This window comes from Rhodobacter sp. TJ_12, from assembly GCF_020023995.1.
Classification (GTDB): Bacteria; Pseudomonadota; Alphaproteobacteria; order Rhodobacterales; family Rhodobacteraceae; genus Rhodobacter.
Genome location: NZ_NRRD01000002.1, coordinates 294,752 through 320,706, shown reverse-complemented (window position 1 = coordinate 320,706; position 25,955 = coordinate 294,752). Strand labels below are relative to the sequence as shown.

Here is a 25,955-nt window from a genome sequence, read left to right as displayed (position 1 = left end):
GCCCCGGCCCCCGATGCGCCCGAAACCGCCACCCCGCGCAGCCCTGAAAGCTTGGCCATCGAGGCCTATTACAAACAGATCGAAGAGACGCTGAAAGGGCGCGGCCTCTTGCGGCTGGATGTGGCGCCGCGCGATGCCCCCTTTGCCACGCATCAGTTGATCGAAGATTTCATTCATATCGCCCTTTATGATGAATATTCCGCCTTTGGCGGCACCTATGTTGCGCGCCCCACCCCCTCGCGGCTGCGCCGGTGGGAGGTGCCGGTGCGGATGGCGGTGGAATTTGGCGCCTCGGTCCCGGTCGCGCAGCGCACAGAGGATCGCGCGGTGATCTCGGCCTATGCCGGGCGGCTTGCCGGGGCCACGCGCCATCCGGTGCAAATGGTCACTGCGGGCGGGAATTACACCGTGCTGGTGGTCAATGAAGACGAACGGCGCGCGCTGGGCCCCCGACTGCAACGGCTGGTGCCGGGGATCGATCCGGCCTCGGTCGATGCGATCACCAATCTCGCCCCTTCGACCTTTTGCGTCGTCTTTGCCTTTTCCGAAGGCGCCACGCCCGCCTATTCGCGCGCGGTGGCGGTGATCCGGGCCGAACATCCGCCGACCCTGCGCCGGTCTTGCGTGCATGAGGAACTGGCCCAAGGCATGGGGCTGGCCAATGACTACCCGCACGCCCGCCCCTCGATCTTCAACGATGACGAGGAATTCGCGCTGCTGACCCGCCATGACGAGCTTTTGCTGCGCATGCTTTACGACCCGCGCCTGCGCCCCGGCATGACCGAGGCCGAGGCGCGCCCGATCATCACCACCATCGCCACGGAACTGATGGGCGGCAGCTAAGAGGACCCAATGGGCATTTTCGATTTTCTGACCGGCGAATTCATCGATGTTATTCACTGGACCGATGACACCCGCGATACGATGGTCTGGCGGTTTGAACGCGAAGGCCATGAAATCAAGTACGGCGCCAAGCTGACCGTGCGCGAGGGGCAAGCCGCCGTTTTCGTGCATGAGGGGCAATTGGCCGATGTCTTTGGGCCGGGCCTTTATCTGTTGGAAACCAACAATATGCCGGTGCTGACGACGCTCCAGCATTGGGATCATGGTTTCAACTCGCCCTTCAAATCCGAGATTTACTTCATCAACACCACCCGGTTCACCGACCAGAAATGGGGCACCAAGAACCCGGTGATCTGCCGTGACCCGGAATTTGGCCCGGTGCGGCTGCGCGCCTTTGGCACCTATGTGATGCGTGTGGTGGACCCAGCCAAATTCCTTACGGAAATCGTCGGCACCGATGGTGAATTCACCGCCGATGAGATTTCTTTTCAGATCCGCAATGTGATCGTGCAGGAATTTTCGCGGGTGTTGGCCAGCGCGGGCGTGCCGGTGCTGGATATGGCCGCCAATACCGCAGATCTGGGTAAGCTGGTGACAAAGGCGATCGATCCGCTGGTGGCGGCCTATGGGCTGTCGATCTCCGAATTTTACATCGAAAACATCAGCCTGCCGCAAGCGGTGGAAGCGGTTCTCGACCAGCGCACCGCGATGGGCGTGGTGGGCGATCTGAACCGCTATATGCAATTCAATGCCGCCCAAGCGCTGGCCCAGCCGGGCTCTGCGATGGGGGCCACGATGGGCGCAACAATGGGAGCTGGCCTCGCTGCGGGCATGGGCGCGATGGCGGCAGGCCCTTGGGGGGCGCCCGCCGCTGCGCAGCCCGCCGCGGCACCCACGATGGCCCCGCCGCCGCCCCCGCCGCCGGTCGAGAAGGTCTGGCATCTGGCGGTGAACGGCCAAACACAGGGGCCTTACGGTCGCGGCCATCTGGGCCGTATGGTGCACGAAGGCAGCTTTAGCCGGGAGACGCTGGTCTGGACGGCGGGCCAAGACGGCTGGCAAAAGGCGGGCCTCGTGGCCGAACTGGCCCAGCTTTTCACCATCGCGCCCCCGCCCCCGCCCGTCTAAGCCGGAAGACCGCCCATGTCCGTGCCCATCGTCTCGCAAAGCGCGCGCGAACACCATTACCCCTGCGACTGCTGTGGCGGCGATCTGCGCTTTGCCCCCGGCCAAGACCAACTGGTGTGCGACTATTGCGGCTATGCCCAGCCGATCCCCAATGCCGTGGGGCGTGGCACAGCGCGGCTGCGTGAAATCGATCTGGCCAGCGGTTTGGCCGCGCGCTTGCCCACAACGGAGTTGGAAACCCACCGCAGCGTCAAATGTCCCAATTGTGCAGCTGAGATCGCATTTCAGGGGGCCAATCACGCTTCAGAATGTCCGTTTTGTGCAACGCCTGTCGTGGTCGATACGGGCGAAAAGCGGCAGATCAAACCGCAAGGCGTGGTGCCTTTCGTGCTCACCGAGGCCGAGGCACGCAAAGCTGTGGGACACTGGCTGGGGCGTTTGTGGTTCGCGCCCAATGGGCTGGTGCAATATGCCCGGCGCGGGCGCAAGATGACCGGGATCTATGCGCCGTTTTGGACCTTCGATGCACAAACGCAAAGCCGCTACACCGGCGAACGGGGCGATGCCTATTATGTCAGCCGAACCATGCGCGTGCGGGTGAATGGCAAGATGCAAAACCGCACCACCCGGGAACGCCGCATCCGCTGGCGCCCGGCCTCGGGCCATGTAGTGCGGGCGTTCAACGATGTGCTGGTCTATGCGGCGCGCTCGCTGCCGCCGGGCTATTTGCGCGCGCTGGCGCCATGGGATCTGTCGGCGCTTGCCCCCTATCGCCCCGATTTTCTGGCGGGCTTCGCGGCAGAGGGCTACACGGTCGATCTGCCCGATGGGCATGCGCAAGGCCGCGCCGAAATGGCCCGGGTGATCGCAAGCGACGTGCGCCGCGATATCGGCGGTGACGAACAGCGCATTCATACCGTCGAGACTGCCTATAGCGATGAAACATTTAAACATATCTTGCTGCCGGTCTGGACCGCCGCCTACAAATACCGTGGCAAATCCTACCGCTTCGTTGTCAACGCCCAGACCGGACAGGTGCGCGGGGATCGGCCTTGGTCGGTCTGGAAAATCGCCTTTGCCGTGGCGATGGTCGCGCTGGTGATCGGCGGTTTGGCCTTTTGGGGAAATATTCAACAATCGTGACTTATTGCACCCCGCCCGGCTTCCCGCTATGGATCGGAAAACGGAGGGCGACATGATCCTGAGTTGTGGAGAAGCGCTAATCGACATGCTGCCGCGCCAAAGCACGGCGGGCGAACCGGCTTTTGCCCCCCATGCGGGCGGCGCGGTGTTCAACACGGCGATCGCACTGGGCCGGCTGGGCGCGCCTGCGGGCTTTTTGTCAGGGATTTCGACCGACATGTTCGGGCAGGTTTTGGTGGCTACGCTGGGCGCTTCTGGTGTCGATGCCAATCTGGCAATCCGCTCTGACAAGCCCACGACCCTAGCCTTCGTCAAATTGGTCGATGGGCATGCAAGCTATGCCTTTTACGATGAAAACACCGCCGGACGGATGCTGACGCCCGATGACATGCCGCTTATCCCCGATACGGTGCGCGCGCTGTTTTTTGGCGGGATTTCCCTGCCGGTGGAGCCTTGCGGCAGCGCATATGAAGCGCTGATGCTGCGCGAGGCAAAGCACCGCGTGACGATGATCGACCCCAATATTCGCCCCGGTTTCATCCGCGACACGGCGGCCTATCGGGCCCGGCTGAATCGAATGATCGCACAGGCCGATATTGTCAAAGTCTCGGACGAGGATCTGCGTTGGATCGCAGGCCCCGGTGACATCGCAGCGCTGGCCGGGCAGCTTTTGAGCTGCGGGCCAAGGCTGGTTTTTGTCACCGAAGGAGCCAAAGGCGCACATGTATTTACGCGCGATCTTGCCCTTTTCGAACCTTCGCGCAAAGTGGAGGTGGTCGATACGGTGGGCGCGGGCGATACCTTTAACGCCGGTGTTCTGGCCGCGCTCAGCCGAGCCGATGCGCTGAACAAAACCGCGCTGGCCGGGGCCGATCGCGCCCTTTTACAAGATTGCCTGCGCTTGGGCGTGCAAGCCGCCGCCATCACCGTCAGCCGCGCAGGCGCCAACCCACCTTGGGCAAAGGAGCTGCTATGAGAGCCCTGATCCAGCGCGTCAGCCGCGCCAAAGTCGAAGTAGACGAACGGGTTACCGGTGAAATCGGACCGGGCCTTTTGATCCTTGTCTGCGCCATGCAGGGCGATACCGAGGCCGAGGCGGAAAAGCTCGCCACGCGCATTTCCAAGTTGCGCATTTTCAAGGATGAGGCGGGCAAGATGAACCGTGCCATCGCAGATATCGGCGGCGCTTGTCTTGTGGTCAGCCAGTTCACCTTGGCCGCAGATACCGCGCGCGGGAACCGGCCGGGGTTTTCCACCGCCGCCCCGCCCGCAGAGGGCGACCGGCTTTACCAGCACTTTTCCAACATTTTGCGCGGGCTGGGCCTGCCGGTCGAAAATGGTGAATTCGGCGCCGATATGGCCGTGAGCTTGGTCAATGATGGCCCCGTCACAATCTGGATGGACACCGCAGACCGCCCCTAAATCGCGGCATTTTGTCAGTTTTCCTTGACTTTGGGGCCGCAAAGCCCCACCTCACAACCATCCCGTGTTCGCTGCCGCGTGAGCAGCCGCGCCAGACAGGCGCCCGAACCGGGTCATTGGCCTCACATTCACGCGGGGGGCCGGGTGCAGGTTGCACCGCCCGCCCGCCTTCCCCCGGAGTTCCGGGGGCACCCTCTGTGCGCCCTTGTGCAGCACATCCTTTGCGCCAAGGCGCATGATGAAAGACATCTTTTTGGAAAACTTCGACAATCTCGGCCTGGCGCCGATGCTCTTGCAAAATCTTGATGGGCTGGGGCTGCACAAGCCCACCCCGATTCAAGCGAAATCCATCCCGCATATCGTGCGGGGGCGCGACATTTTGGGACTGGCGCAAACCGGCACCGGCAAGACCGCCGCCTTTGGCCTGCCGATGCTGACGCGCATCATCGCCTATGGCAAACGCCCCACCCCCAAAACCGTGCGCGCGCTGGTGCTGGCGCCGACGCGCGAACTGGCTAGCCAAATCCATGACAATCTTGCCGCCTATGCCAAAGATGCGCCGGTGCGCATTCAGCGTGTGGTGGGCGGTGCCTCGCTCAATGTGCAGGCCGAACGGCTCGCCAAAGGCTGCGATGTGCTGATTGCCACGCCGGGCCGCTTGATCGACCTGATTGAGCGGCGAGCGCTGGTGCTCAGCGAAACGAAATACCTTGTGCTGGATGAGGCCGATCAGATGCTTGACATCGGCTTTATCCATGCGCTGCGCCGGATTGCGAAACTGATCCCGGAAAAACGGCAAACGCTGCTGTTTTCGGCCACGATGCCGAAACTGATGGAAGAACTGGCGCAAAGTTACCTTAAGGACCCGGTGCGGATCGAGGTGGCGACTGCAGGGAAAGCCGCCGACAAGATCGACCAAGGCATCCATTTCACCACACAAGGCGAAAAGGCCGCGCTTCTGGCCGAATATGTCTCGCGCCATCCCGGCGAATTGGCCGTGGTCTTCAACCGCACCAAGCACGGCTCGGACAAACTGGCCAAGCTTTTGGACAAATGGGGTTTTTCGGTCACCGCGATCCATGGCAACAAAAGCCAAGGGCAACGGGAACGGGCGCTGGCGGCGTTTCGCGCGGGCGAGGTGCAGATTTTGGTGGCGACCGATGTCGCTGCGCGCGGGCTTGATATTCCACAGGTCGCCCATGTCTATAACTACGACCTGCCCAATGTGCCGGAAAACTATGTCCACCGGATTGGCCGCACCGCGCGCGCGGGCCGCGATGGCCGCGCCGTGGCCTTTTGCGGGCCGATGGAAATGACCGATCTGCGCGCGATTGAAGCGGCGATGGGAGCGCGGATTCCGGTGATTGGCGGCGAGGTGCATCCCGAAGGCGGCACCCGCCCGCCGCCCGGCCAACAAAACCGGGGCAAGAAACCCCATCGCAGTCAAGGGCCGAAACCCGCACGTGTCGCCCAGCCCAAACCCGCCAGCGGGGAAGCGAAACCGGCGCAAAAACGGCGCGGCCCGCCGCGCGGCAAGGGGAAACCCGCCCAAGGCGGCGGCGATGCGCCGAAACGCCCGGCGCGCGCCCAGCGCGGCCATTGATCTTTGGGGGCCGGGCGATCCCATGGCCCGGCCCCACCCCGGCTTTTGCCGGCCTTGCCTGCGCCACCGGCCCTTGCCATAAGCGCGCATGGCCAAGCTTTACTTCCACTATTCAACGATGAATGCCGGCAAAAGCACGCTTTTGCTGCAAGCGTCTTACAACTATATCGAACGCGGGATGCAGACCTTGCTCGTGACGGCGCAGCTTGATGGGCGCGCGGGCACCGGGCGGATTGCCAGCCGGATCGGCATCGCGGCCGAGGCCGCAACCTTTGATGAAACCACCGATATGTTCGAATTGGTCAAGAATAGGCGGGAATCCGGCCCATGCGACTGTGTTTTTGTTGATGAAGCGCAATTCCTGAGCGAGCCGCAAGTCTGGCAACTGGCCCGCGCCGTCGATGATCTGGGCGTTCCAGTGATGTGTTACGGGCTGCGGGTCGATTTTCGCGGTCACTTGTTCCCGGGCTCGGCCGCGTTGCTCGCGCTCGCCGATGAAATGCGCGAGGTGCGCACGATCTGTCATTGCGGGAAAAAGGCGACAATGGTCGTGCGGATGGGGGCAGATGGCCGTGCGCTTCGCGATGGCGCCCAAGTGCAGATCGGCGGCAATGAAACCTATGTCGCCTTGTGCCGTCGCCATTGGCGCGCGGCGATGGGCGAAGACCTGCCCCTCCAGTAAAGGTGCAGCCCTAGCGGCGCCCCGCCGGCAAATCTTCGACGGCAAAGCTGATCCCCTGCGGTGCCAACCATGCGGCGAACCGGGCGATTTTCTCGTTCATGTCACAGCTGCGCGCCTGACGGGCCATCTCGGCCGCATACGAGATTTGCAGCGCGGCCTGCCGGGCCGGGGAAAGGTCTCGCCAACGAATCATTTCGGGCTCCTTGCAATTCATCCGATCGGCTCCGATATATTCTACAACATGAATGCAACGGAGGCCAAGATGGCAGAAGGGCTGCGCATGACCTGTCTCGACTGTGGGCAGGCAAACCGGGTTCCGGCCGACAAACTTGGTGCAGGACCGAAATGCGGGGTCTGCGGTGCGGCGCTGATGACGGGCAAGGTCAGCGCCATCGACGCCGATGTGCTGAGCAAGGCGGCGCGCGATGACGTGCCATTGCTGGTGGATTTCTGGGCCCCGTGGTGTGGCCCCTGCCGCCAGATGGCCCCACAATTTCAAACGGCGGCGGCGCAATTGGCCGGTCAGGTGCGTCTGGCCAAGATCGACACGCAGGCCCATCCCGCCGCGGCACAACGCCACCGCATTCAAGGCATCCCCGCTTTCATTTTGTTTGCAAAAGGGCGCGAAGTGGCCCGTGCCGCGGGGGCGCGCCCCGCGGCCGATCTGGTCGCCTTTGCGAAGACCAAACTGGGCACGAAGGGCAACGCAACGGCCCGTAAACGGGCCTAAGCCCCCGGCCCCGAGGCAGGTCAAAAAATCTTGTCCGCGCGCAAGAGAGCCGCTTGACAATGCCCGCGCCTTGGGCGAAACACCCCCCACGGCGAGGGGCTGTAGCTCAGTTGGGAGAGCGCATCGTTCGCAATGATGAGGTCAGGGGTTCGATTCCCCTCAGCTCCACCAAGCCGTCTCCATAACATACTGGTTCTGAATGGTTCGCTAGGCCCTCCCTGTTGTTGGCGCGCTGGCAGGTTGAAGCGTTTTAATGCTTTTCTGCCGACGCCACCTTCCTCCGAGTTAAGGCGAGAATGTGGGTAGGAATGGCGGCGAGCTTCGGGCATTTCTTCTGCGTGCTTTGAACCTAGATCTCCGCGCAAAAGACGCGCCCCCCCTCGCGCGACCTTTCTCCGGCCAAAGGGCGACAGCGACATGTGTCACCATCTGGCCTTCTGATGCACTGAGGTATCGCCCAAAGCGATAGACATTGCTTTGGGCCCGGGGATGGGAGCACTTGGGTTGGACCGCGCCGCCGAAAGATAGGAACAGTGCCCCCAGACGGTCTTCTTTGCCATCTTGCACGCCGCAATCGTGATCTTTGCACACGGGCCGACTCTTTGACTGGAACCTATGCCTGTCTTGCGCCGCTACAAAGAAAAGCGCTGCCACGGAGGGATTCGCCCTTGTGCTGCGAGGCAAAGACGCGGCCCTGAAACGACCCAGAGGATTTATAGATTGCTTGTTTGGGCATCACAGGCACATTTCGCGCAATGAAATTTTTTAGCCCGAAAGGCGCATGAAATTGCAGATTTGCGGCGTTTTTCGCCAGATCACCTCTGATTATGACAACAAAATCAAATATTAAATGCACACTCCCGATTTGACGACTTTGGGCGCAAGATGGCGCAGGAAAGTCGTCAAAATGGAACTTTTGCGGGTCGGCTAAATTTTAGGCACCCCCTTTCGGCGCGGTGCACTTTGTCTTGTCGCCGCGCCCGTCGCTGCTTTTGAGTGCAAGAAATCCGCACCGCTTGGTGCCCCCTGCTGAAAGAGCCGCTTCGATGACCCTGACCTCGCTTGACCGCCCGCGCCACACTTCGCCCCGAATGGAACGGCTGCTGGATGGGTTTGAACCAAGCTTTGTTTTCCAGCCCGTGCCACCCCTTCCCGAAGGCGAATTTGCCGACCGTCTGCGCCGGATCCGGCAAGAGGCCTCGACGGCAGGACATGATGTGATTTTGGTGCATGCCGACAGCATCGGCTCCTACAAGGTCTCAAATTCCTACCTGCGCTATATCTGCGACTGGGCGCGCGAAGGCGTGCTGGTGATCCCGACCGATAGTGACAAGCCGCTGGGCCTGTTTTCGGTCTTTTCCAGCTCGGTCGTTCTGCCCCCGGCGGGAGAGCCGGTTTTGGTGGAAGATATCTGGCAGATCGGCACCTGGGGACGGGAGACCTACAACCGCCCCGGCCGGGCATTGGATCGGGTGGTGGAAGCCGTGGCCGCACATCTGAACGAGCGGGGCTTTGCCCGTGCGCAGATCGGGCTGATCGGCGATGCGACCTCGGCCCCCTATTGGGCCGGGCTCAAGGAAACGATGGCGGGCACGCGCTTTGTGGCCTGCAACGATATCGTCGACCGGATGCAGCGGCGCCGCTCGGTGGCCGAACAGGCGGTGGTGCGTGCCGCGGCGCAATTGGCTTGTATCGGGATGGAAGCGGCCTATCACGTCATTCGTCCCGGCGTGACCGATCACGAGATTTATGCCGCTTTCACCTTCGCGCAAATGGCGCGCGGCGGCGAAACGGGGGATGGCTACCAAATCGGCATCAACCCTTGGGGCACCGCCTGCGGCAAGCCCTATGGCCATGTCGTGCGCCCCGGCGATCTGATCAACCTGTATATCTCGGCGGTGCAATACCATGGCTACAGCGCGCAGATCGCGCGGATGATTGCCGTGGGCGAGATCACCGATGCGCAAGAAGAGGTTCTGGCGATGTGCACCGAAGGGGTGCAAAAGGCGGCGGCGCTGGTGCGCCCCGGCGCGCTGATCTCGGACATCGCCAATGCCTCCTTTGACCCTTATATCGCGCGCGGCTATCTGAGCGATGCCGACAGCCGCACCATGCCCTATAACTGGAGCGCGGGGGAAGGCGGCGCGCCGCTGAAAGTGCCCAGCCAATACGTGCCCAACCCCGATTGGGAAGCGATGGGGCGGCGCATCAATCATGTTTGGCCCGCCACCAAGGGGCCGCATAACCCCAATGTCGGCCATTCGGTCTCGATGGCGAAAATGCCGCCCTATAATATTCAGTCGAACAACCATGCGACGCTGGAAGAAGGGATGACCTTCGTTCTGCATTCGCAATGGCTCGACCCGCTCAAAGCCGGTGCCAATATCGGTGATTGCTATCTCGTGACGCAGACAGGGGCAGAGAACCTCTCGTGTCACGTGCCGCTCGGGGTGCATCGCGTCTCGGTGTGACGCCCCAACCCTCCCTCTCAGTCCAACACAACGAGGACCTCTCCATGACCTTCACCCGACGTTTCCTTCTGGCTGGCGCGGCCGCCACCGCGATTTTGGCCGGTGCACTGACGGCCCCCGCCATGGCTGCGGATAAAACCACGCTGGTTATCGCCAACTCGCAATGGCTTGACGCGCTGCGGGGCCAAAACCTCTGGGCAGCGCTGAAAACCTTTGAAGAAAGCCACCCCGATATCGTTTTGGAACAAGAGGCGATCCCGTCGAAAGATTACGCGGACCGCTTGATGACCGAAATGGGCGCGCAACAAGGCCCCGATATCATGATCGTGCAAGAAGGTCTGTTTTACAGCCTTGTGGGGGCAGAGTTCCTCGTGCCGCTCGATGATGTGACAGAGGGCGTTACCAACCTCAACGCCACCAATGACAATGGCGTGGTCGATGGCACCCGTCTGGGCATCGCTTGGCAACGCGCCGTGTACGCGTTGATCTTCAACAAAGCGCTTTTGCAAGAAGCCGGCGTCGAAGTGCCGAGCGATCTGGATGGCATGATCGCAGCCGCCAAAGCCACGATGGAAGCGACCGGGGCGATTGGCTTCACCGGCCGCCATTCGATGAACGAATTTGGCGCGTGGTTCATGGATTTCCAGAACTGGGCCTATGGCTACGGGGTGAACTGGGTCGATTCCGAAGGCAATCTGACCATCAACACCCCCGAAGCGGTTGCCGCCTTCGATGCGTTCAAGGCCGCCTATGACTCGGGCATCATGCCGATCGGCGACCCGATGACGACCCAGCGCACCCGCTTCAAAGAGCAACAAGTGGCCTTCTCGATCGACAACTCTGGTGGCTCGCTCAATATCGCCTCGGGCGGGGCCTTGCCCTCGGCGGATATGGGCGCGGCGCCGCTGCCCTTTGCCAACCCCGGCGCGCACCAGCAAATCTTCCTTGGTCTGTCGAAATTCTCCGAGGCGCAGCCCGAGGCGAAAGCTTTCCTGGCGTGGCTGATCTCGGACGAGGGTCAACAGGCGCTGCGCGCGGCCTCGGGCCCGGATGCGCTGGCGACCGATGTGCCGGTGACCGATGCCTTCCAAGCCGAGAACCCTTGGGCCGCCGAATTCGCGGAACTGGCGAAAACCTCGCGCACGACCCTGATCCCGGGGTATGAATTGGAAACCACCTCGATCATGCGCCCGGTGATGACCGCCTTGGAAAAAGTGCTGTTGGGCGCGGCAACGTCTGAAGAAGCGTTGGCCGAGGCCGAAGCCGAGATCCACAAGGATTTCAACTGATCCACGGCCACTCAGGATGAGGACCGCGACCTATGACCCGAAACATTCTTTCGCGTGATCGCCTCTTGGGCCTTGTGCCCTATGCGTTCGTCGCGGTCCCCATGGCTTATCTGGGGGTGTTCATGTTCTGGCCGCTTGGCCGCCAGATGTGGATGAGCTTCACAGATACGCGCCTGATGAACCCCAACAAGGGCGATTTCATCGGCCTTGCCAACTATGCCGAGCTGATCACCGACAGCCAGTTCTACACCTCGTTGCATGTCACCATTCTGTATACGCTGCTGACGGTGATTTTCGGGGTGGCGCTCGGCACAATCTCGGCGCTTGCGATGGATCGTCCCTTCAAGGGGCGGTCTATTGTCCGCGCGATCTTGCTGTTTGGCTGGGCGGTGCCCAATGTGGCGGCTACGCTGATCTGGCTGTGGATCTATAACGGCCCCTCCGGCGTGGCCAATGAGATCGTGCAATTCCTTGGCTTTGACCGCATCCAGTGGCTTACCTCGATGAATTGGGCGCTGCCCTCGATCATGATCGTGACGGTCTGGCAGGTTGCGCCTTTCGTAATGCTGGTGATGCTGGCCGCGCTGCAATCTGTCCCCGAAGAGGTGCGCGAGGCGGCCCGGATCGACGGCGCCGATGCGCTGAATGTGTTTCGCAATGTAACCTTGCCGCATGTGCTGCCAACAATGCAGCTTGTGTCGCTTCTGGTCGCGGTCTGGTCGATCCGCCGGTTTGAGATCATCTACCTTTTGACCGGCGGCGGGCCGATCGGCTCCACCTCGACGCTGGTGGTGCAAATCCGGCTCACGGCCTTTGAGGACTACGATCTTGGGCTGGCCTCGGCCTATGGCGCGGTTGGGCTTGCGCTCGCGCTGTTGGTGGCTGCGGTGCATTTTGTCTTTGAACGCCGCCGCGCGAAGGTGATGTCGAAATGAGAACCAATCCCCTCTTTGCCGTTTTGCGCGTCTGCCTGATCTTGGTGCTGGTCGTCTTTGCGGGCTTCCCGATCTATTGGATGGCGTCCACCGCGCTGAATGTGAACTCGCAGCTTTACAACACCGGGCAGGTGCCTTGGCCGCAACTGTCGAACCTGCCCGAATTGCTGGAGGAACTGGCCGCGGTGCCGATCCTGCGCTGGCTCGTCAACACCGGGCTGATTGCGGCGGGCACCACGGTGCTCAGCCTGACGCTTGGCTCGATCCTAGGTTATGCGCTGTCGCGGTTCAAATTCCACGGGCGCGGGCTGATCGGCTTTTTGCTGTTCATGACGCAAGTCATCCCCGAGGCGCTTTTGGTCGTGCCGCTTTATGCGATGTTCATTTCGCTGGGCCTGTTGAACTCTCTTTGGGGTCTGGTGCTGGCGAATGTGGGCTTTTCGCTGCCGGTAGCGGCCTTCATCCTCAAGGGGGCGATGGATGCGATCCCCTATGAAATCGAGGAATCCGCGATCATCGACAATTGCCCGCGCATGGGGATCTTGTCCTTCATCGTCTTTCCGCTGATCGCGCCTTCGCTGGCGGCGGCGGCTGTGATTTCCTTCTTTGCGGGCTGGAACGAGTTTTTGTTCGCCGCGACCTTCTTGATGGATCGCGACCTGTGGCCGACCTCTGTGGGGCTTGCCAGCTTCATCGGCCAATATGAAACCCCGCTTTCGGCGGTGATGGGAGCGGCGCTCGTCTTCTCCTTGCCGGCGGTGGCCTTCTTCCTTCTCGTGCAACGCAAGATCGTCGCAGGCTTGACCTCCGGCGCAGTGAAAGGGTGATCCGATGCCCAAGATCGACTTCAACGGTATTTCCAAGACCTTCGGCAGCAACACGGTGATCCGGCGTTTTAACGCGAGCGTCGAGGATGGCGAATTCCTCGTGCTTCTGGGGCCGTCGGGCTGTGGGAAATCCACGCTTTTGCGGATGATCGCGGGGCTGTCCGAAATCACCGGGGGCGAGCTTCTTTTTGATGGCCAGCTTGCCAATGACTGGACGCCTAAACAGCGCGGTGTGGCCTTTGTGTTCCAATCCTATGCGCTTTATCCGCATATGACGGTGCGCGCCAATATCGCCTTTCCGCTGGTGATGGACCAGTTCCGCAAATGGCACCACATCCCGCTGGTGAACCTGTTCCACCGCTGGCAAGTGATGCACCGCCCCGAGGTGAAAGAGGCGGTCGAAAAGATTGCCGCGCAATTGGAACTGACCCCGCTGCTGGACCGCCGCCCCGCCAGCCTGTCGGGCGGGCAGCGCCAGCGTGTGGCTTTGGCGCGCTCGTTGGTGCGCGATCCGTCGCTCTATCTGTTGGATGAGCCGCTCTCGAACCTTGATGCCAAGCTGCGCACGCAGATGCGCTCGGAAATTACCACGCTGCATCAGAAGGTGAAAAAGACCTTCGTCTATGTGACCCACGATCAGGTCGAGGCGATGACGATGGCGACCCGTATCGTGGTGATGAACGGCGGCCACATCCAGCAAATCGGCACCCCCGATGAAATCTATGATGCGCCCGCCAACACCTTTGTGGCGCGGTTCGTGGGGGCACCGCCGATGAACCTGATCCCGGTGCATATCACCGGCAAGACCCTGACCGCACAAGGCGCGACATGGGAGCATCACGCCGGAAGCCCCTCGGGGGCGACCTCGGCCATCTTTGGTCTGCGCCCCGAAAAGCTGGTGCTCAAGCCGGTGGGCGCGGGGCGCATGAAGGCCCGTGTCGCCGTGATCGAGCGTTTGGGCGCAGAAACCATTCTGGGCTGTCGTCTGGGGGGCGGCGAAACCGAGGGGATCAACACCGAGGATCTGATCTTCGTGCGCATGCCGGGCCATCCGGGCTTTGACTGGGGCGATGACTGCAGTCTGGATTACGCCGACGCCGATGCGTGCTGGTTTGACAAACCGACCGGTCACCGCCTGCCTGCCGTGCCCACCCCCGCCAGCGCTGTCGCGTGACCTTTTCCTCACAACCGGAGACCGCAATGGATCGGTTCCTTGTCTCGGCCACTGGCCATTCTCTCAACTACCTGCCGCATTACGTGGCCGTGGAACAGGGCTATTTCGCCGCGGAAAACCTAGAGGTTTCCGAGGTCGTGCCACGGCCTTGGGATCTGGTGCTTGATCATATCCGTGACGGCGCGGCCGAGGCGGCGCTGGGCGGGATCTGGGTGCCGTCGATGTTTCACGGGCGCGGCCGGCGGCTGGTGCCTTTTGCACAGGTTTCGAACCGCGCACCGCTTGCGCTGCTGGGGCGGCAGGCGCCGGATGGCGGGCCACATTTCGATGCGCAGGCGCTGATCGGAAAAACCGTGCTGATGAAAGGCTCGAACGGGGCCAGCGTGGGTATCTATCTGAAAATGATGCTGCGCGAAGCGGGCGTCGATCCGCAGCAGGTGAACTATATTCAAGATCTGGACGCGGGCATCTTGTCGGAGTGTTTCGCGGGCGGCATGGGCGATTATCTTCTGGTCGACCTGCCCGGCGCGCTGACTTATGCGGCGGCGGGCAAGGGCCATGTCACCACGATTTTCGCGGTGGATGGCGGCGATATCCCGTGGAGCGTCTATTACACCGAAGGCATGGCCCCGGATGATCCGCGGCTGAGCCGATTTGCGCGGGCGCTGGGGCGGGGCATGGAATGGGTCAATGCCCATCCCGCCGACAGCATGCGCGATTTTCTGACCCGGACCTTCCCCGCGCTCGACATCGAGATTGCGGTCAAAGTGGTCGATCTATACCGCGCGCAGGGCATGTATACCGTGCCGCGCATCAATCCGGCGGGCTATGCGCGCTGGCAACAGGGGATTGCGGATGCGCATCTGACCGCCGCGCCCATCCCCTATGAAGAGCTGAATGATCCAGCCCCCACACGCGCCTTTGCGCCCGGAGAGCTGGCATGATCCGCATCGCCATCACCAATCCCAACACCACCGCCGCGATGACAGAGGGGATCGCCCGCGCCGCCCGCGCCGCTGCCGCGCCGGATGTGGAGATCTTGGCCGGGCAATCGCGGCACGGCCCCGATGCGATTGAGGGGCCGTTTGATGGCGCGCTGGCGGTGCCAGGAATGCTGTCCGCGATGCGCCGCGCGCAAGAGGCGGGCGCGCAGGCCCATGTGATAGCCTGTTTCGATGATACCGGGCTGGATGCGGCGCGCGCCTATCTGGAGGGGCCGGTGATTGGGATTGGCGAGGCGGCGATGCATGTTGCCGCGCTGTTGGGGCATCGGTTCGCCATTGTCACGACGCTGACGCGCTCGGTCCCGGTGCTGCGCGACAATGCCACCCGGTATGGGTTCGCGGACCGTTGCGCCAATGTGCTGGCCAGCGATATCCCGGTGCTGGCACTGCATGATCCGGCCTCGGGCGCATGCGATGCAATTTCCGATCACATCCGCGCCGCCAAAGCGGGCGGCGCCGAAGCGATTGTTCTGGGCTGCGCGGGCATGGCCGATTTCGCCCGTGCGCTGGAGGCGGAACATGGCCTGCCGGTGGTCGAGGGGGTCGGCGCCGCGATCGGTCTTGCCAGCACCCTGGCGCGACAAGGGGCGCAAACCTCGCGTCTCGGGGTTTGGGCACGGCCCACGCGGGGCCATCTTGTTGCCTAAGCCCGGCTTACAGATCGAGCGGCGCGGGGGTCGACACATCGTCGAATTCCCCCACCAGCCGGTCGATCAGCCGATAGCGTTCGCGCGCCTGCGGCCCCATTTGCGCATGCATCTGCCACGCCAGCGCGTTGATCAGCGTCACCGCTGCGGTGAACGTATTGAAGGGCGCGGGGCTTTGGGTCCGGCAACGCAAGGTCATATCGGCAACCCTTGCACTGGCCGCAGCCGAAAGATCGGTGATCAAAAGCGTTTGCGCCCCCGCAGCGCGCGCAGCTTCAAGAATTTTGACCAGTGCGCGCGGGCGCCTGCGAAAGGCGATGACGAAAAGCAAATCGCCCGGCGCGAATTCGGCCACCGCGCGCGACAGCGCGCCAGTGCCCACTTCCAGAACCTGCACATCGGCACGCACCAATGTCAGATAGTGGCCCGCATGATGCGCCAGCCCTTCGCCACTGCGCATACCCAAAATGCGGATGCGTTGCGCCTTTGCCATCGCCTGCGCGCAGTCGATCAGCTTCTGATCCGGAATGGCCGCCAAGGTCTGACGAATGTTTTCGAGATCGGCCTCCATCATCCGCGCGGGGGCGGCATCGCCCGGCTCCTCTTGCGCGGCCAGCCCGCTTTGCGGCGAGCCCCAGAACTGCTCGGATCGGATCGCCCGCTTCGCCTCGGGATAGCTGCTATAGCCCAAGGCGCGGAACAACCGTGCTGCCGTGCTTTTGGACACGCCAGCCTTCGCGGCCAGCTCCGCCGCCGTGACCAAGGGCAGCTCCATCTGATGTTCCAACAGCACATCGGCCAGCCGCTGCTCCGAGCGGGTCAGCCCCGCATAGGCGCGGTAGACCCGCGCTTCCAGCGTCTGGGCAAGATCTTGCGGCGCCCCTGCGCGCTCGCCCCCCCGAGACGCAGCATTCCCCGCTTTGGGGCCCGTGCTGCCTGCCACCGAGGGCTTGAGGTTCTTTTTTGTCATAGCAGCACGATAAGCGGGAGCGACCGGAAATGAAAAGCTACAGTATCGTTGAACCCGATGTCAAAACCCGCGCGGCGCTTGAGGCGGCCTTTCCGCGCCTGTGCGAATTGCCCGACCCGTTGCGCCATGCGGCGCTGACGGCTTGGGGCTCAATGCTCGCGGCATCGTCTTATACCGCGATCACCGATGTGCCGTTTTCGCATGGCTCGCAAGCCCGGCTGGTCGATCACACCAATGATGTGATCGAGGCGGGCCTTGCGCTTTATCAAACAGCACAGACGCAATGGGGCTGGCGGGTGGATCGCGCCCGGTTGCTGGCGATCTTGCTGCTGCATGATCTGGATAAACCGCTGCTGATGGATCGGGTCGAAGGGACAGATATCGACACGCCAGTTGCCGCGCGGATCCCCCATGGGGTGCTTGGCGCCTTGATGCTGGCGGAACTTGGCGTGGAAGAAGACATCATCGCAGCCGTGGCCACCCATGCCACCCATGCACCGCTGCGCGGCCCGGACCCCGAGGTGCTGATCTTGCATTATGCTGATCTCTTTTGCGCCGATGCGCTTTTGCAAGACACAGCGCGGCTGCCCTTCTTCCGCCGGTGCCGGAAATAGCGGGCAGACAAAGCGGCCCGTCTGGCACGCAACGGGGGGTGATAGCCTTTACACCCAGTCGGTGCCGGAGGGGCGTGGCTGACCCCCAAGGGGGCGCGCAAAGCCACGCGCATGGCCGCAACCGCAAGGGCTGGCGTCGCCTCGTCCCCTAGACGACCACGACCCAAAGACCTTTTTCCGCCATCCTGCCCGCCCCGATCATCCCCTTTTGGCGCTGATCAAGCATGCGCCTGAAGCTTGGGCGTATCGCGCACCGCCGGGGTCAGGGTGATGTCATCGCGGATGCAGGCCGTGGCATGGCCCGGTGCACGTTCCACGAGCAGCGGGCGGGCCTGAGCGCAAGCCGTGACCGCATAGGGGCAACGGGTGCGGAACACGCAGCCCGAGGGCGGGTTCATCGGGCTCGGCGGTTCGCCCTTCATCACAATGCGCTTGCGGTTGCGCCCCAAAACCGGGTCAGGCGCCGCCGAAAGCAGCGTTTCGGTATAGGGATGCGCGGGGGCGGCAAAGAGCGCGCGCGTGGGCGCGATTTCCATGATCTGGCCCAGATACATCACCGCCACCCGGTCCGCGATATGCCCCACAACAGCCAAGTCATGGGTCACGAACAAAAGCGTCAGCCCCAACCGCGTGCGGATTTCGGAAAACAGGTTCAACACCTGCGCCTGCACCGAAACATCCAGCGCGGAAACCGGTTCATCGGCCATAATGAATTCCGGGTCCACCATTAGCGCGCGGGCAATGCCGATCCGCTGGCGCTGGCCGCCACTAAATTCATGCGGGTAGCGCGTGATCGTGCTGCGCGAGAGCCCCACCGATTCCAGCACCTCTGCCGCTTTGTCGCGCCGCGCGCGCGCGCTCATCTCTGGCTGGTGAAAGCGCAGCGGCATTGTCAGGCTGTCTTCCACCGTCATACGCGGGTTGAGCGAAGAATAAGGGTCTTGGAACACCATCTGCATCTTGCGCCGAAACGGATGCAATTGGCGCGGGGTGCTGGCGGCGATGTCATAGCCATCATAAATCACCGAGCCGCTGGAGGGCGGTTCGGCCATCATCATCACCCGACCGAGCGTGGATTTGCCCGAACCGGATTCCCCCACAAGCCCGACCACTTCGCCGCGATGGATGCGCAAATTGACCTCGTCCACGGCGCGCACGGCCCCGGTGGCGCGGCCCAACAGGCCTTGGCGCACCGCGAAATGCTTGCTTAGCCCAAGGGTTTCGATCAGCGGTTTGAGGCGGGTCATGGCTGAAGCTCCTGCAAATCGGCGCAAAGCGCAGGGTCGGCGGCGCGCACACAGCGCACCGGATGGTGGGGCTGACCATGCGCGGCCAGTTCCGGCATCGCGCTGGTGCACAGCCCCTCTTGGGCAAAGGCGCAGCGCGGCGCAAAACTGCAACCGGGCGGCAAAGCGTTGGGGCTGGGCACAAAACCCTCGATCGTGCCCAAAGGCCCGGTATCAAGCCCCGCCGTTTCCAACCGGGGCACCGAGGCCAGCAACCCGCGCGTATAGGGCATGCGAGGGCGGGCCAGCACGTCATCGAGCGCGCCCTCTTCGACGATGCGGCCCGAATACATCACCATCACCCGGTCCGCGACCTCGGCCACCACGCCAAAGTCATGCGTGATAAACAACATCGCCATGCCGGTGCGGGTTTGCAATTCGCGCAGCAGATCAAGAATTTGCGCCTGCACCGTCACATCAAGCGCGGTGGTGGGCTCATCGGCAATCAGCACATCGGGTTCCAGCGCCAGCGCAATGGCGATCACCACGCGCTGGCGCATGCCGCCCGAAAGCTCATGCGGATAGGCGCGCATGCGTTTGGCGGGTTCGGGGATGCCCACCAGCTTGAGCAGTTCCAGCACCCGCGCCTCAATCTCGCGCCGGGTCATCTTGCGGTGAAACCGGATCGCCTCGGCAATCTGATCGCCAATCCGGTGCACCGGGTTGAGTGAGGTCAGCGGCTCTTGGAAGATCATGGCGATCCGGGGGCCGCGCATCTTTTCCATATCCCGGTCGGAAAGCGCCAGCAGATCAACCCCGCCAATGCTGACATGGCCGCTGATCTGGCTGCGCGGCGGGTCCGGCAAAAGCCGCATCAAAGCGAAAGAGGTGACCGATTTGCCAGAGCCGGATTCCCCCACCAAGGCAAGCGTTTCCCCCGCCTTAAGGTCAAAATCCACCCCATGCACGACCCGGACGAGGCCATCGCCCCCCCGGAACGAGACTTGCAAATTACGCACCGACAGCACGGTTTGAGACAGATCGCTCATTCCACAACCCTCGCATCCAGCGCATCGCGCAGCCCGTCGCCAATAAAGTTGAACGAGGTCACGGCAAGGGTGATTGCCACCCCCGGCACGATGGCAAGCCACGGCGCGCTATCAAGGTATTGCTGGGCATTGTTGAGCATATTCCCCCACGAGGGCAGCGGCGGCTGAATGCCGTAGCCAAGGAAGGAGATATAGGCCTCCAGCAAGATCGCGCGGGCGACAGTCAGCGTTGCGGCGACGATGATCGGCCCGGCGGCATTGGGCAGCAGTTCGCGCAGCATGATCCAACGATGGCTGGCGCCGATCATTTTGGCGGCCAGCGTGAATTCGCGCCGGTTGAGGCTGCGCACCTCGGCCTCGACGATCCGGGCGACCTCCATCCAGCTTGTGACCGCGATGATCAGCGTGATCATGCCGGGCGAAGGCTGCACAAAGGCGGCAAGCGTCAACATCAAGAAGATCGAGGGGAAGGACAAGAACGCATCGACAATGCGCATCAGCCCGGTGCGGGTCCAGCCGCCAAAATAGCCCGCAAGCGTGCCGATCACGGTGCCAATGAGCGTGGAGAGGATCATCGCGGTAAAGCCGACAGCAAGCGAGATTTGCCCCGCCGCAAAGAGCCGCGCCGCCAAATCCCGGCCCAGCGGGTCGGTGCCAAAGATGTGGTCTCCGGTCAGCGGCGGCGAAAAGCGCGCGCGCAGATCGATATGCAGCTCATCATAGGGCAGCAGATAGGGGCCAATGAAGCACGCGGCGGTCAGCACGATGATCAGAAAGAGGCCAATCATGGCAAGGTGATGGCGCATGAACTTGCGCATGCGCGGGCCACGCCAAAACGCAAGGCGCGCGGAGCGGGCGGGGGCGGGAAGTGCCGTCATGAAGCCCTCCGATCAGGTCAGACGAATGCGCGGATCGGCAACGGCGACAAAGATGTCGGCCAGAAAGTTGCCCACCACGGTGAGGATTGCGGAAAACATCAAAAGCCCCATGATGACCGGGTAGTCATTGTAGCCAAGGCTATCGATGAAGAGACGGCCCAGCCCGGGCCAGGTGAAGACGGTTTCGGTGACAAGCGCGCCGCCGATGATGGTGGGCAGTTGCAGACCCGCGAGCGTAATCATCGGGATCAGCGCATTGCGGATGATATGCGCGGTGGTGATGCGCCAGCGCGGCAAGCCCTTGGCGCGGGCGGTGCGCACGAAATCTTGGTCCATCACATCAAGCGTGGCCGAGCGCATATAGCGGCTCCAGATCGCCACATTGACAAGCGCCAGCACGACCGAGGGCAAGATCAGGTGGATCGCGTAATCGGCGAAGGATTCATCGCCGATCGTGAACATATTGCCCGCGGGCAACCAGCCGAGTTTGAGCGAGAAGAAGAAGATTGCCACCAAGCCAAACCAAAAGGTCGGGATCGACAGCGCGATCATGGCCCCCACCGTCGCGGCATAGTCAAAAATCGAATAGCGTTTGAGCGCGCCCAAAACGCCAACCACCGTGCCCAGCGCCACAGAGATCACCGTCGAGGTGCCCATGAGCAGGCAGGTCGCGCCCAGATGGCGGAAAACCACATCCAAAACAGGGCTTTGGTCGCGGTAGCTTACGCCCCAATCGCCGACCAGAAGATGGGTGAACCAGTCGAAATATTGCACCGGAATGGGGCGGTCGAGGCCCATTTGCGCGGCAATATGGTCCAGCTCGGTTTGGGTCATACCGGGCGTCATCGCATATTGAGAAAGCGGCCCGCCGGGGGCGAGGTTGAGCACCGCGAAGCCGATCATCGAAACGATCACAAGCAGAACGGCACCCTGGATGATCCGGTAAAGCAGAAAGCGCAACATCTGGTGTCTCCTGGCTGGGTGGGAAAGACACGCCCCCCGGCACCGGGGCCGGAGGGCGCAGTGTGGCCTGAGCGGCGGTTAGGCCCAGGACCAGTCCTGCATATTCCAGAAGGTGATGCGGACGTTGATGTTGGGCTCGTAGCCTTGCAGCTTTTCATCATGGCCGCGGCCTTCGTTGCGCTGGAACAGCGGCAAGAACGGCAATTCATCGCGCACAAGGTGTTGCAGCTCGGCATAGACCGGTTTGCGCGCCTCGGGCGACACCATCGAGGCCCCGCTATCAAGCAGTTCATCGACGCGCGGGTTGATGTATTGGAAGGTGTTCTGCCCGCCGCCGCCTTGCGCCGCAATCGCATCGGAGCGCATGAAGGTAGAGGTGTCCGGATCGGGCCCGGTGAGGAAGATCAACCCCGCAACCGCCATATCGAATTGCGATTGCATCCAATGCTCGCCCCACATCACCGCAGGCGGCAAGTTGGCGATTTTCATTTCGATGCCCATGTCGAGCCAAGTTTGCTGCAAGAACTGCTGCAATTGCTCGCGCACATGGTTGCCCGCCGTGGTCGAGCAAACAAACGACAGACGCAGCCCGTCTTTTTCGCGGATGCCATCGGCCCCAACGGTCCAGCCCGCCGCTTCCAGCACGCGCTTGCCCTCTTCGGGGTCATAGACATGCGCGGGCAGGTCCGGCGTGTAATAGAAGCTTTGCTGCGGCATATAGCTTTCGGTGGGCGTCGGCAGACCGTAGTAAAGCGCGTCGATGATCGTGGTTTTATCGACGCCCAGATACAGCGCCTGACGCACGGCTTTGTCGGCCAGCACCGGGTTGCCAAGGTTGAGCGACAGCGTTTCGATCGTGCCAACCGGCACTTGCACCGCTGTTTTTCCCGGCAGGTTGCTGGCTTCTGCCGCGTGATCGGGCGAGATGCCTTGGATCGCGATCACATCCACGTCGCCGGTTTTGAACTGGGTGTAAAGCACCGTCAGATCCGGCACATATTTAATCACCACACGCTCGATCGAGGCTTTGGAGCCGTGATAATCGGCATTGGCGACAAGCTGGATATTGTTGCCCGGCGAGCGGCTGTCCCATTTATAGGGGCCGGTGCCGATGGGGCTTTGGTTGAAGGGCGCTTCGTTGGCATCGACGCCGTCAAAGGCATGTTTCGGGATGATGAAGGTCCACGACAAGATCGCCATGTAAGGTGCATAGGATTGCGACATTTTCCAGCGCAATTCCGTGGGCGAGAGCACTTCGATTTCTTCGATCAGCTCATGGCCCGCGCGGCGCGCGGCGCGGAAATCCGGGTCTTGTTGCAACTCAAGCGTGAATTTCACATCTTCGGCGGTAAACGGCGTGCCGTCATGCCAGGTGACGCCCTCTTTGAGCTTGATGTGCCATTCGGTGCCATCTTCCGAGATCCCGCCGTTTTCTACCGTCGGCACTTCGGTCACGAGGCGCGGCGAGAAGGTGCCATCGGGTTCGACCGCGAACAGCGGATCAAAAACCGCCCAATGCACGCCTTCATCCACCTCAATATGCAGAAGGTGGGGGTTGAAAACGGTGGGCTCTTGGCTGATGCCAACAATCACCTGACCAGTCGCCTGCGCTTGGGCAAGGCGCGGCATCGCCCCAAAGCTCAGACCGGCAGCGCCCGCAAGCGTCATGCCCAAAAAGCCGCGACGGCTGGGATGGGAAAGGGTAGATTTCGACGTCATAAGATCTCCTGTCAGACGTTAGGTGGAGGGGACCGGGGCGCTTCTGCGGCGCCCTCGGCAAGGGATCTGGCGCGGCGCGCTTAGAACCCGTCGTCGGGAACCAAGCGGGACCCATCGCTAAAGCGCGAGAAGCGGAAGTGATGCGGATCGACCATCGGCGTTTCGCCGGTGACGAGTTGCGCCATCAAGCGGCCCGCACCGGGGCCAATGCCAAAGCCGTGACCGGAAAAGCCCGTGGCGATGTAAAAGCCCGGTTTGCCATCCACGCCCGAAATCACCGGCACGGCATCGGGGGTGACATCCATCAGCCCCGCCCAGCCTTGCAAGATTTTCGCACCTTTAAAGATCGGGAAGCGGCTTGCGGCATCTTGCAAGATCCGCGTCAGCAGCTTGCGATCCGGTTTCGGGTCCAAAACGCGGGTGTATTCAAACGGGCTCGGCTCATCGAGATCCCAACGCCGCGGGGTCACGGCCTCGATCACGAAGCGCTCGGAAAGCCGCAGGCTGACATCGCCAATCGTGTGCAAGAAGGCGGGCAGGAAGGTTTTGAACAGACGGAAGCTGTCGGGCGTCAAATGCGCGATATTGGTCGAGCCATCGGCAATTGAATAGCCGCCATCGGCGCGTTTGCGGAACGCGAAAGTGTCATTCCAATAGGCGGGCTCCGGGCCGCCCTCAATCGGGCTGGTGCGCAGCACGGTGTTTTGCACCTTAAGCTGCGGCAGTTCGAGCCCGAAATTGCCCGAGAAGAGCCGTGACCAAGCCCCGCCCGCCAGCACCACCGCATCGCAGGCAATCGGCCCGCGTTCGGTGATGACACCGCTCACCGCCCCACCCGAGGTTTCCACCCCGCGCACCGCGCATTCGGTCAGCACCGAAGCGCCCGCCGCGCGCGCGGCCTCGGCAATCGCGGGGGCGGCCAGTTGCGGCTCGGCCCGGCCATCAACGGCGGTGAAAAGGCCGCCTTTGACCTTTTCTTCGCAACCGCCCATGACCGTATCAAAAGCATCGCGCTTCATCACTTCGGCGCTCAACCCAACCGGCGCAAGGTGGCGCGTCCAGCGCTCGAACTTGGCCATGTCTTTGTCGGTCTTGGCCGCGAACATGATGCCCGCTTGCTTGTAGCCGACATCGCGCCCGGTGCGTTTGGCCAATTCGGGCCACAGCTTCAGCGTTTCTGCCATCAGCGGGATTTCTTTCGGGTCGCGGCGCGAAATCCGCACCCAGCCCCAGTTGCGCGAGCTTTGTTCTTGCCCGATCCCGCCCTTTTCACACAGCGCGACCTTCAGGCCGCGCTCGGCCAGTTCAAGCGCGGTTGAGGCGCCGATGATCCCGCCGCCGATGACGACGACATCGACCTTTTCGGGCAGGTTTTCATCCCCGTAAACGGGGGTTACGCGTGGGCCAGGCATCAGTAAAGTCCATCCAGTTGGCAATTAAGGGAGATTTCGGCCTGCGACAGCGTTGCGGGCTGACCGACCGTTTCAAGCACCAGCCGGGCCAGATCGGCGGGCTGGGTCATGGTGGCGGCGTCGATATCGCCATGCGCGGCGCGCGTCCCCATCTCGGTGTTCACAAGGCCCGGACAGATCGCGGTGGCACGAATGCCATCGGCCCAACCCTCGTGACGCAGCGCATGGGCAAGCCCCACCGCCGCAAATTTGGAAAAAGCATAAAGGCCGGAGCGTTTTCCTTTGACGCGCTTGCCTGAAAGCGAGGCCAAGATCACGATCCGCCCGTTGCCTGCCGCTTGTAGTGGGGCCCAAGCCGCCGCCGCCAAGCGCCGCGGTGCATGGGCGTTGATCTCAAAAAGCCGCTGTACGGCGGCCTCGTCTTCGGTGACGATGCTTTGCTGTTCCAGCACGCCCGCACAGCACACCAGAGCATCCACCCGCCCATGCCGCGCCAAAACGCCTGCGACCCAATCGCGCTCGCCGCCCGCGCTTGCCTCATAGGCCACGGTTTCGGCGGCGCTGGCATCAAGACCTTTGGGCAAATGCTCGGGCTGGCGCAGCCCCAGCGAGACAAACCAACCCCGTGCCTGCGCTTCACGCGCCACCGCAAGCCCGATGCCCCGGCTCGCCCCGGTGATCAGCATCACGCCGCTCATTTGTTGCCCCCCCTGCGCGTGGCAGGCAAGGCGCGTTGCACATAGCCCGCTGCCATCTTGCGCATCAGGCGCAGCGCTTCGGCATGTTCTTCGTCGCTCAACACGCCAAACATCTGCGCGCGTTCCGTGTCGAGCACCGCGCGCACCTGATCCATCACCGCGCGCCCCTGTTCGGTAATGAACAGACATTGACGGCGGCGCGTGTCCGGATCGGCGCGCCGTTCCAAAAGACCATCGTCAATCAAACGATCCACAAGCCGGGTCATGGCCGGCGCATCTTTGCCCGCAAAGGGGGCGATCTCGCTTGCCGAAATGCCCGGCTGGTGCATCACCGCGAAAAGCGTCGAGATTTTGCCAGTGCCGCGCGCAACCGGCAGATGGGCGATCAGCGCATCCAGATCGGAAGCCACCCCGAGGTTGAGCACGCGCAGATAATACGAAAGCCGCTCGTTCAGAACATCTAGGCAGATTTCGTCAAAACAGTCCATTTTCTCGGTCGCGCTGCTGTCGCTCGGTTGCATGGTCCCC

26 protein-coding genes and 1 tRNA gene are annotated in these 25,955 nt (G+C 62.4%); 17 read left to right on the top strand and 10 right to left on the bottom strand.

From position 1 onward, the window contains the following. The 7 genes from CKO11_RS03740 to CKO11_RS03710 form a co-directional block, all read left to right on the top strand. The coding region (locus CKO11_RS03740; protein WP_223633053.1) for a DUF2927 domain-containing protein at positions 1-843 on the top strand (843 nt) is incomplete at its 5' end. 9 nt (positions 844-852) lie between these two features. Next, positions 853-1,971: an SPFH domain-containing protein gene (locus tag CKO11_RS03735; RefSeq protein WP_223633049.1), complete on the top strand. Its 1,119-nt coding sequence runs from the start codon at positions 853-855 to the stop codon at positions 1,969-1,971. A gap of 15 nt (positions 1,972-1,986) precedes the next feature. After that, the gene (locus CKO11_RS03730; protein WP_223633045.1) at positions 1,987-3,114 is read left to right on the top strand and encodes a primosomal protein N' (replication factor Y) - superfamily II helicase; all 1,128 of its coding nucleotides are present in this window, start codon (positions 1,987-1,989) and stop codon (positions 3,112-3,114) included. Positions 3,115-3,166: 52 nt separating this feature from the next. Continuing rightward, positions 3,167-4,090: a carbohydrate kinase family protein gene (locus CKO11_RS03725; RefSeq protein WP_223633042.1), complete on the top strand. Its 924-nt coding sequence runs from the start codon at positions 3,167-3,169 to the stop codon at positions 4,088-4,090. Continuing rightward, the gene (dtd, locus tag CKO11_RS03720) at positions 4,087-4,536 is read left to right on the top strand and encodes a D-aminoacyl-tRNA deacylase (RefSeq protein ID WP_223633039.1); all 450 of its coding nucleotides are present in this window, start codon (positions 4,087-4,089) and stop codon (positions 4,534-4,536) included. The genes CKO11_RS03725 and dtd overlap by 4 nt, the downstream gene beginning before the upstream one ends. A 238-nt stretch (positions 4,537-4,774) precedes the next feature. Further along, positions 4,775-6,139 carry a DEAD/DEAH box helicase gene (locus CKO11_RS03715; RefSeq protein ID WP_223633036.1) on the top strand — a complete coding sequence of 455 codons (1,365 nt, stop codon included), beginning with the start codon at positions 4,775-4,777 and terminating at the stop codon, positions 6,137-6,139. Between the two features lie 88 nt (positions 6,140-6,227). Beyond that, a complete protein-coding gene (locus tag CKO11_RS03710; protein WP_223633033.1) occupies positions 6,228-6,821 on the top strand; it encodes a thymidine kinase in 594 nt (197 codons plus the stop codon). 10 nt (positions 6,822-6,831) lie between these two features. Here CKO11_RS03710 and CKO11_RS03705 read toward each other — a convergent pair whose 3' ends face one another. Beyond that, positions 6,832-7,014: a hypothetical protein gene (locus CKO11_RS03705; protein WP_223633030.1), complete on the bottom strand. Its 183-nt coding sequence runs from the start codon at positions 7,012-7,014 to the stop codon at positions 6,832-6,834. A gap of 69 nt (positions 7,015-7,083) precedes the next feature. Between CKO11_RS03705 and trxC the strand changes: the two genes are divergently transcribed. The 9 genes from trxC to CKO11_RS03660 all read left to right on the top strand — a co-directional run bounded on the left by trxC (position 7,084) and on the right by CKO11_RS03660 (position 15,898). Beyond that, positions 7,084-7,551: a thioredoxin TrxC gene (gene trxC / locus CKO11_RS03700; RefSeq protein ID WP_223633027.1), complete on the top strand. Its 468-nt coding sequence runs from the start codon at positions 7,084-7,086 to the stop codon at positions 7,549-7,551. Between the two features lie 95 nt (positions 7,552-7,646). Further along, positions 7,647-7,722 (top strand) — tRNA-Ala (locus tag CKO11_RS03695). Between the two features lie 875 nt (positions 7,723-8,597). After that, positions 8,598-10,022, top strand: coding sequence for a M24 family metallopeptidase (locus CKO11_RS03690; RefSeq protein WP_223633025.1), 1,425 nt, complete (start codon positions 8,598-8,600; stop codon positions 10,020-10,022). 44 nt (positions 10,023-10,066) lie between these two features. Continuing rightward, on the top strand, positions 10,067-11,311 hold the full coding sequence (locus tag CKO11_RS03685) for an ABC transporter substrate-binding protein (protein WP_223633023.1): 1,245 nt from the start codon (positions 10,067-10,069) through the stop codon (positions 11,309-11,311). Positions 11,312-11,343: 32 nt separating this feature from the next. Then, positions 11,344-12,246, top strand: a complete 903-nt coding sequence (locus CKO11_RS03680) for a carbohydrate ABC transporter permease (RefSeq protein WP_223633021.1) — start codon at positions 11,344-11,346, stop codon at positions 12,244-12,246. Then, positions 12,243-13,073, top strand: a complete 831-nt coding sequence (locus tag CKO11_RS03675) for a carbohydrate ABC transporter permease (RefSeq protein ID WP_223633019.1) — start codon at positions 12,243-12,245, stop codon at positions 13,071-13,073. The genes CKO11_RS03680 and CKO11_RS03675 overlap by 4 nt, the downstream gene beginning before the upstream one ends. Before the next feature lie 4 nt (positions 13,074-13,077). Next, positions 13,078-14,247 carry an ABC transporter ATP-binding protein gene (locus CKO11_RS03670; RefSeq protein ID WP_223633018.1) on the top strand — a complete coding sequence of 390 codons (1,170 nt, stop codon included), beginning with the start codon at positions 13,078-13,080 and terminating at the stop codon, positions 14,245-14,247. Positions 14,248-14,273: 26 nt separating this feature from the next. Next, positions 14,274-15,191, top strand: a complete 918-nt coding sequence (locus CKO11_RS03665; RefSeq protein ID WP_223633017.1) for an ABC transporter substrate-binding protein — start codon at positions 14,274-14,276, stop codon at positions 15,189-15,191. Then, on the top strand, positions 15,188-15,898 hold the full coding sequence (locus CKO11_RS03660; RefSeq protein ID WP_223633016.1) for an aspartate/glutamate racemase family protein: 711 nt from the start codon (positions 15,188-15,190) through the stop codon (positions 15,896-15,898). Before CKO11_RS03665 ends, CKO11_RS03660 begins: the two co-directional genes overlap by 4 nt. Before the next feature lie 7 nt (positions 15,899-15,905). Here the strand turns inward: CKO11_RS03660 and CKO11_RS03655 are convergent, their stop codons facing one another. After that, positions 15,906-16,868 (bottom strand): MurR/RpiR family transcriptional regulator, encoded by a 963-nt coding sequence (locus CKO11_RS03655; protein WP_223633015.1) that lies wholly within the window; start codon positions 16,866-16,868, stop codon positions 15,906-15,908. Positions 16,869-16,897: 29 nt separating this feature from the next. On the opposite strand from CKO11_RS03655, the gene CKO11_RS03650 reads away from it, so the two are divergent. Beyond that, positions 16,898-17,482: an HD domain-containing protein gene (locus tag CKO11_RS03650; RefSeq protein ID WP_223633014.1), complete on the top strand. Its 585-nt coding sequence runs from the start codon at positions 16,898-16,900 to the stop codon at positions 17,480-17,482. Positions 17,483-17,700: 218 nt separating this feature from the next. Here CKO11_RS03650 and CKO11_RS03645 read toward each other — a convergent pair whose 3' ends face one another. The 8 genes from CKO11_RS03645 to CKO11_RS03610 form a co-directional block, all read right to left on the bottom strand. After that, positions 17,701-18,729 carry an ABC transporter ATP-binding protein gene (locus tag CKO11_RS03645; RefSeq protein WP_223633013.1) on the bottom strand — a complete coding sequence of 343 codons (1,029 nt, stop codon included), beginning with the start codon at positions 18,727-18,729 and terminating at the stop codon, positions 17,701-17,703. Further along, complete coding sequence (locus CKO11_RS03640) at positions 18,726-19,757, bottom strand: ABC transporter ATP-binding protein (protein WP_223633011.1); 1,032 nt, start codon at positions 19,755-19,757, stop codon at positions 18,726-18,728. The genes CKO11_RS03645 and CKO11_RS03640 overlap by 4 nt, the downstream gene beginning before the upstream one ends. Next, positions 19,754-20,635, bottom strand: a complete 882-nt coding sequence (locus CKO11_RS03635) for an ABC transporter permease (RefSeq protein WP_223633009.1) — start codon at positions 20,633-20,635, stop codon at positions 19,754-19,756. Before CKO11_RS03635 ends, CKO11_RS03640 begins: the two co-directional genes overlap by 4 nt. A gap of 12 nt (positions 20,636-20,647) precedes the next feature. Continuing rightward, positions 20,648-21,598, bottom strand: coding sequence for an ABC transporter permease (locus CKO11_RS03630; protein ID WP_223633007.1), 951 nt, complete (start codon positions 21,596-21,598; stop codon positions 20,648-20,650). Positions 21,599-21,676: 78 nt separating this feature from the next. After that, on the bottom strand, positions 21,677-23,317 hold the full coding sequence (locus CKO11_RS03625; RefSeq protein ID WP_223633004.1) for a peptide ABC transporter substrate-binding protein: 1,641 nt from the start codon (positions 23,315-23,317) through the stop codon (positions 21,677-21,679). A gap of 80 nt (positions 23,318-23,397) precedes the next feature. Continuing rightward, the gene (locus CKO11_RS03620) at positions 23,398-24,729 is read right to left on the bottom strand and encodes an NAD(P)/FAD-dependent oxidoreductase (RefSeq protein ID WP_223633002.1); all 1,332 of its coding nucleotides are present in this window, start codon (positions 24,727-24,729) and stop codon (positions 23,398-23,400) included. Beyond that, positions 24,729-25,427, bottom strand: a complete 699-nt coding sequence (locus CKO11_RS03615) for an SDR family NAD(P)-dependent oxidoreductase (protein ID WP_223633000.1) — start codon at positions 25,425-25,427, stop codon at positions 24,729-24,731. The genes CKO11_RS03620 and CKO11_RS03615 overlap by 1 nt, the downstream gene beginning before the upstream one ends. Beyond that, on the bottom strand, positions 25,424-25,948 hold the full coding sequence (locus tag CKO11_RS03610) for a MarR family winged helix-turn-helix transcriptional regulator (RefSeq protein WP_223632997.1): 525 nt from the start codon (positions 25,946-25,948) through the stop codon (positions 25,424-25,426). The genes CKO11_RS03615 and CKO11_RS03610 overlap by 4 nt, the downstream gene beginning before the upstream one ends. Between the last annotated feature and the right edge of the window lie 7 nt (positions 25,949-25,955).